The following is a 5,260-nucleotide window of genomic DNA, read 5'->3' on the forward strand; positions in this document are numbered from 1 at the left end:
TTAGCCATTCGATCGCCTGCGGTCTCAATTCCAGCCGGATATAAACTTCGCCAAGCGATGCCTGAAGTCGGGCTTGCTCCGGCAGATTTCCAGAGGCGAGGGGAATTGCTTGCTGATAGTAGGATTCGGCTCGCAAATTAACGTTTGCTTGAGCGTAGAGGTCTGCCAGTTTGCGATAGACGATCGGGTTTTGGCTGCCTTGCTCGATTAGAGATTCGAGGGTGTCGATCGCCGCCGCGTAGAGTTCGGAGCCGATGTAGAGATCGGTTTTAAGCAGCGTTGTGGATTCGGAGGTGTTATTAAACAGGGATTCTGCCTGGCGGATGCGATCGGCTTCAGGGTCAGACAGGCGGTAGAAGGTGGTCTGGATGTCTTCTTCGGTGGAGGAGCGATCGGTGTTGGTTTTCACCTCTAGCGTGTAGTTGATTCCGGGTTGCAGGGCAGGAGCATCCGATGGATAGGCGATCGCATCCGTCTCGACCTGTTTTGTCCATAGGATTGTGTCTCCGTTTTTCAGCGTTACCGTGTACTGGGTTACGCCCAACACTTTATTCCAGCGTAGATTGGGACGATCGCTTAAAACCGCCGAATTGCGAGGCTCAATGATGTAGGGAATCAAGGCATCTTCGGGACCGCGCGGATTGGCAGTGCGAGCAGTGCGACACTGGGCGATGAGATATTCTGCAGTCGATTCGATCGGAGGTGAGACGGGGTTGAGTTCCCGCACCGCAGAGATTCCTGGACTCGTTGCCGTTGGAATCACTAACAGCAAGCCTGCAATTCCAGCACCCTGAATAAAACGATCGTTCATGGCTGTTTAACTCACTCTAAAAACTGTTGAGCGTGCGTCATCCATTGTTGTTCGTCGGAATTTTTTCGATCGCCATATTGAAGACATTTGCGATAGGCATTCACCGTGTTTGGTATATCTTTAATTTCTTCATAAACTTGCCCCATTAAGCAATAGGCTGTCCCTCGTTTATCGTCAATCTTAACTGCATTTTTCAACGCTTCTTGGGCAACGTCATATTGCTTAAGCTTAAGCTGTGCCCAGCCCAAATTTTTTAGAAGCGCATAGTGATCGATCGGTCTTTTTGCAATGTGCCGACCTTCATTCAATAGTAGAATGGCACGATGATATTCCTGATTCAAAATATATAGTCTTGCTAAATTGTTGTAAGCATCTGGTCGCTGTTCTGTATCAAGGTCTTCAATCATGGATTGGGCATAAGCAGCTCTCGCTTGAGCAAGCTTGTTTTGCGTTTCATACAGATCGCCCAAGTTAAACAATGTTGCAGCATTTTGTCGATTGAATAACAGCGCAAACTGATAAGACAACCAGGCAAGCTCAGGGGCATTTGCAGTTTGGGCATCAAGTCCCCAATCATTGAACTGAATCGAAACTGTGAGTCGATTTTGCCAGAGGGTGAAACCACCAGACAGAACCGCCACCAGCAGCGCAGTTTTGAGCGGAGTGAGTTGCAACAGGCGACGATCGAGCTTTGCACGCAGGCGATCGACCTGGCGCAGCACAGGCAGCCGTCGTTCCCAGTTGAGTTTTCGTTCGATTTGTCGAATGGTTTGCAGGATGATTTCGCCTGACTGCGGACGCTGCCCCGGAAAGGGAGCCATGAGACGATCGAGCAAATCTGCAAATTGGGGCGGCAGGGCATCGGTGAGAGTGCGCCACTGGAGTTGTCCGGTCTGGGGATCAACGGGGAGATCGATCGGCGGTTTGCGTGTCAGTAACGTGACCAGGGTTCGTCCGAGCGCGAAGAAATCGGACTGGGGAACTGCCTGCCCTTCTGCCTGTTCTGGGGGCGTATATCCAGCGGAAATAATGGCGGTTCCGGTTTCCTGCTGTTCCTGCTTCACTAAGTAGGTGACAGATACCTCGCGCACAGTGCCAAAATCGATCAGCATCAGCTGACCATCCGGACGCAGCATAATGTTTGATGGTTTAATGTCGCGATGGAAAAACTGCTGCTGATGCAGAGGAATCAAGATCTCGACTAACTGATGCAGCCAGTCGATCGCTTCTCGCGCTGAAAGCCGTTTTCCCTGCTGGAGCCATTCCTGCAAATTGATGCCCGGAACTTTTTCCATCACCAGACAGTGCAGGGGGGCAAGCCGATCGCGCTGCCAGACAAAGTAGCCATCTGGTTCAACCTGGGGCACACCGCGATGGTGAAACTGGCTCAGAAAAGTGGCTTCCCGTCGAAATAGCTCGATCGCTTTTTGCTGCTGTGAACGCGAAAACTCTTTGAGGTCAAGAACTTTCAGCACCTTCGTCGCATCCCCGTCCCGGATTTCAAACACTTGACTAAAGCCACCGCCACCCAGAGGTCGGATAATCTCGTAGCGGTGATGCAGCAGGGTTCCGGGAGCTAGCACGATCAGGGCGCTCATGACGCTTGCGATGGGTTGATCAATTCCAACAGCTTGGTCAGGTTAATTTCCGCATAGCCGATCGCTTCAGGCGGTTGGTCTTTGAGCCATCCTAAAATCTGTTGTAGCTGGTCGGATAACTGTTCCACATCCCCCGCGAAGGTACTCACCAGCCGATCGCGAACTCGATAGAGAATGCGGCGAACGTGATACAGGGTGATGGAAAAGGTTTCTTCATCTTTTAGCAGCAGATGGGTTTTGAGAATGCCTAAGTGAGAAATCGAGCGGGCTTCGATGACTGTTTCAACGTCCTGCCACAGCGCATCGACCAACTGATGCAGCACGCATTTCATTACAACGGGTTCGAGAGAGAAGAGGGTGGGTAAAGGGGTAGAGGAGTGAAGGGGAACGGTTGCAGGACAATTACTCTCCGGCAGGAGTCGTTTTGTGTCGGTGTTTTTTTCGATCAGGGAGCGTCGCCAGAGGGAGCCGAGGGCGGTGAGCAGGTGCGATCGTTCTTCGGTGCTCATTAAGAGTTTGAGGTCGGCGATCGCGGTGGGTTTTCCAACGATGGCAAGCCAGAACATCACGTTTCTTTCGGCATCAGACAATTTGGAGAGCTGCTGTTCGAGCAGGTTAGATAATACGTCGCCTAGAACGAGCGAAGTCTGCGCCAGAAATTGGGACACTTGCCCATCACAAATGTCTTGAATCAACGCGCCGATCAGTTTCAGGGCTGCAGGGTTACCACGATAAATGCTGACCAGTTCCGATAAGCCTGCTTCCTGTCCAGCGAAGCCGCGTGTGTTGAGTAGAGTTTTGGCATCGGCAGGTTGCAAGCCGCGCAGTTTGAGGCTTTGAACGACGGGTTCTCCGGCAAATGCAGCAAGCTCGATCGGCTGTTCGCGGCTGAGGACAACCAGACAACTTTGATGCTGCTCTGCTGCAAATCGTTGCAATAAGCGGCTATAGCCCCGATATTGAATGGCACAGTAGCCTGACAGTTCGCCTTCCTGCAACAGCGTTTCCCAGTCATCCAGCACAATTAGAAACCGTCGCTGTCGTAGCTCAGAAAGTAGATGGGAGATTTGCTGATCGATCGTGCTAGTGATCGTCAGTTCGGTTGAGTCGGTGACAAACTGCCGGATGTCCTGAACCAGCTCGCCGATCGGGGGTGCATCCCGCAGCGATCGCCACAGAACCCCTTCAACGCCAGCTTTTTCGAGCGAGGCATCGCTGAAACTATCTTGAATTAATTTTGCAACCAGACTGGTTTTGCCAATGCCGCCCATGCCAACGATCGCCGCAACTCGCACTGTGAAATCGGTCAGCCAGGCGTGCAGCGTTGCCTGTTCAGCCGATCGCCCGTAAAAGCGCGAAACATCGATATAGGCAGCTAGATCTTGCCGCGGCGCAGATTTAGTCGGTACAGCAGACAGAGTCACTGCGTTCAAGCGATAGCCCGATCGCTCCAAAATAAACGCGATTTGCTGCCAGTTTTTAGGACGCTGCTCGGTCAGCACTTCCAAATAGTCATAAAGTCCATCCCGGGACAGGCTGACTCGTAACCCGGTGACATCTCGATTCAGGCGCAGCGCAATTTCAGTCGGGCTATGACCACAGAGCAATCCGCGCAGGCAGTCTTTCTCTAGCTCGGTGAGTGCGCTGTTTTGCTTGCCGTTACAAGCCCGTTTTACAACAGTCAGATCCGCATAGAGCCGAGGTAAATCCCACTGTTGCGCTGCTTCTGCATAGATGTCGTCGGGCATGGTCGAAACACAGGGAAGTGAATTTATTTTTGCAGCATTCATCGGGATTTCAGGAGCGTTCAGGGGTGCATTGTCATAAATAAAAACGAATTGCATCAAAACCAAGCGAATCAAACGAAAAGATTCAGCTCACGTTCGCGTAATGGGCAACGTTCAACTTGATTGATTTGTAGTGTAGAAGCTTCGATCGCCCAATGTCACCTAACAGGACTGATAACTCATTCCTAATGGCCGTTAGGAGATTTCCAACCCAAGGGTTTCTATGTTGAATACATGGTCCACTTGTCCTGGAGGCATCACCATGTTAGGTTCCCTTTCGACCAAGCTGTTCAGCCTCACCGTTCTTATCCTGCTTGGCAGCACGCTCATCGGCAACAGCAAAGCTGCACTTAGGTTAGAACCTTCCGTTTCTCCTCAAGTCACACAGCCCACTGTTCTGCCTTCTGCCACTCCTGAGCTGAGCGATCATCATAACTCCTGCAATGCCTATCCCTATCAACAGTGCCTTACTCCATGAGGCGATCGGATTTGTCTCCTGCTTAATTCTTCTAAAGGGTGTTTGAGCAGCCTTGCTTGCGACGCGAAGCGCCTCCCTAATTCCCACGTTAAGACCGATTCTTCCCAGCCCCCGGAACGTCCCTCATCTTATGGTTTCTGCTCATCAGGCTTGGTCTGAATCTTTTCAGACATTTGTTCAGCGTGTTCGATCGCTCGAAATCAGCTCGCTAGTTTATCAACTCAATCATTCCCCAATAAGTGCGAATTGGACGGAGAAAGAGATGAGGAAGACGATCGCCCAATATTTTGCTTTTCTATATTTGGTTGATCACTATCCAAATCTCGCCTTAGTGCCTACTCAGAATATTGATCACGTTTGGCAGTGCCATATTCTCGATACTGAAAAATACGCGATAGACTGTCAAATTCTTTTTAACCGTTTTATTCATCGTTTCTCTTTTTTAGAGTTCAGCCATGAAGACGATCGCAATCAGTTTTCACAGGGCAAGCGGCAGAATAACCTTGCAGCTTCCGTCCTGACTCAGGTACTCTTTCGCAAGCATTTTGGCTGCACGATGCAGCAATCCTCTACAGTATCCGTCGAG

Annotated in this window: 5 protein-coding genes; 2 read left to right on the forward strand and 3 right to left on the reverse strand. The window is 50.8% G+C overall.

Annotated features, from left to right (window positions below):
• The 3 genes from H6F80_RS14695 to H6F80_RS14705 all read right to left on the reverse strand — a co-directional run.
• The coding region (locus H6F80_RS14695; RefSeq protein ID WP_199296587.1) for a tetratricopeptide repeat protein at positions 1 to 811 on the reverse strand (811 nt) is incomplete at its 3' end.
• Between the two features lie 11 nt (positions 812 to 822).
• Positions 823 to 2,409, reverse strand: coding sequence for a serine/threonine-protein kinase (locus H6F80_RS14700; protein WP_190792280.1), 1,587 nt, complete (start codon positions 2,407 to 2,409; stop codon positions 823 to 825).
• Complete coding sequence (locus H6F80_RS14705) at positions 2,406 to 4,157, reverse strand: NB-ARC domain-containing protein (RefSeq protein ID WP_190792281.1); 1,752 nt, start codon at positions 4,155 to 4,157, stop codon at positions 2,406 to 2,408. Before H6F80_RS14705 ends, H6F80_RS14700 begins: the two co-directional genes overlap by 4 nt.
• A 301-nt stretch (positions 4,158 to 4,458) precedes the next feature.
• Here H6F80_RS14705 and H6F80_RS14710 point away from each other — a divergent pair, with 301 nt between their 5' ends.
• Together H6F80_RS14710 and H6F80_RS14715 are read left to right on the forward strand one after the other, a co-directional pair.
• On the forward strand, positions 4,459 to 4,674 hold the full coding sequence (locus H6F80_RS14710) for a hypothetical protein (protein WP_190792282.1): 216 nt from the start codon (positions 4,459 to 4,461) through the stop codon (positions 4,672 to 4,674).
• 262 nt (positions 4,675 to 4,936) lie between these two features.
• Positions 4,937 to 5,260: glycine-rich domain-containing protein (locus tag H6F80_RS14715; RefSeq protein ID WP_199296588.1), on the forward strand; the 324-nt coding region annotated here is incomplete at its 3' end.

Origin of the sequence: Leptolyngbya sp. FACHB-711 (assembly GCF_014695615.1) — a bacterium.
Taxonomy (GTDB): Bacteria; Cyanobacteriota; Cyanobacteriia; order Elainellales; family Elainellaceae; genus Leptolyngbya_A.

Excerpts from the sequence above, each read along its gene's own strand:
- H6F80_RS14700 (WP_190792280.1), bottom strand. The coding sequence starts at position 2,409 with ATGAGCGCCCTGATCGTGCTAGCTCCCGGAACCCTGCTGCATCACCGC.
- H6F80_RS14705 (WP_190792281.1), bottom strand. The coding sequence starts at position 4,157 with ATGCCCGACGACATCTATGCAGAAGCAGCGCAACAGTGGGATTTACCT.
- H6F80_RS14710 (WP_190792282.1), top strand. The coding sequence starts at position 4,459 with ATGTTAGGTTCCCTTTCGACCAAGCTGTTCAGCCTCACCGTTCTTATC.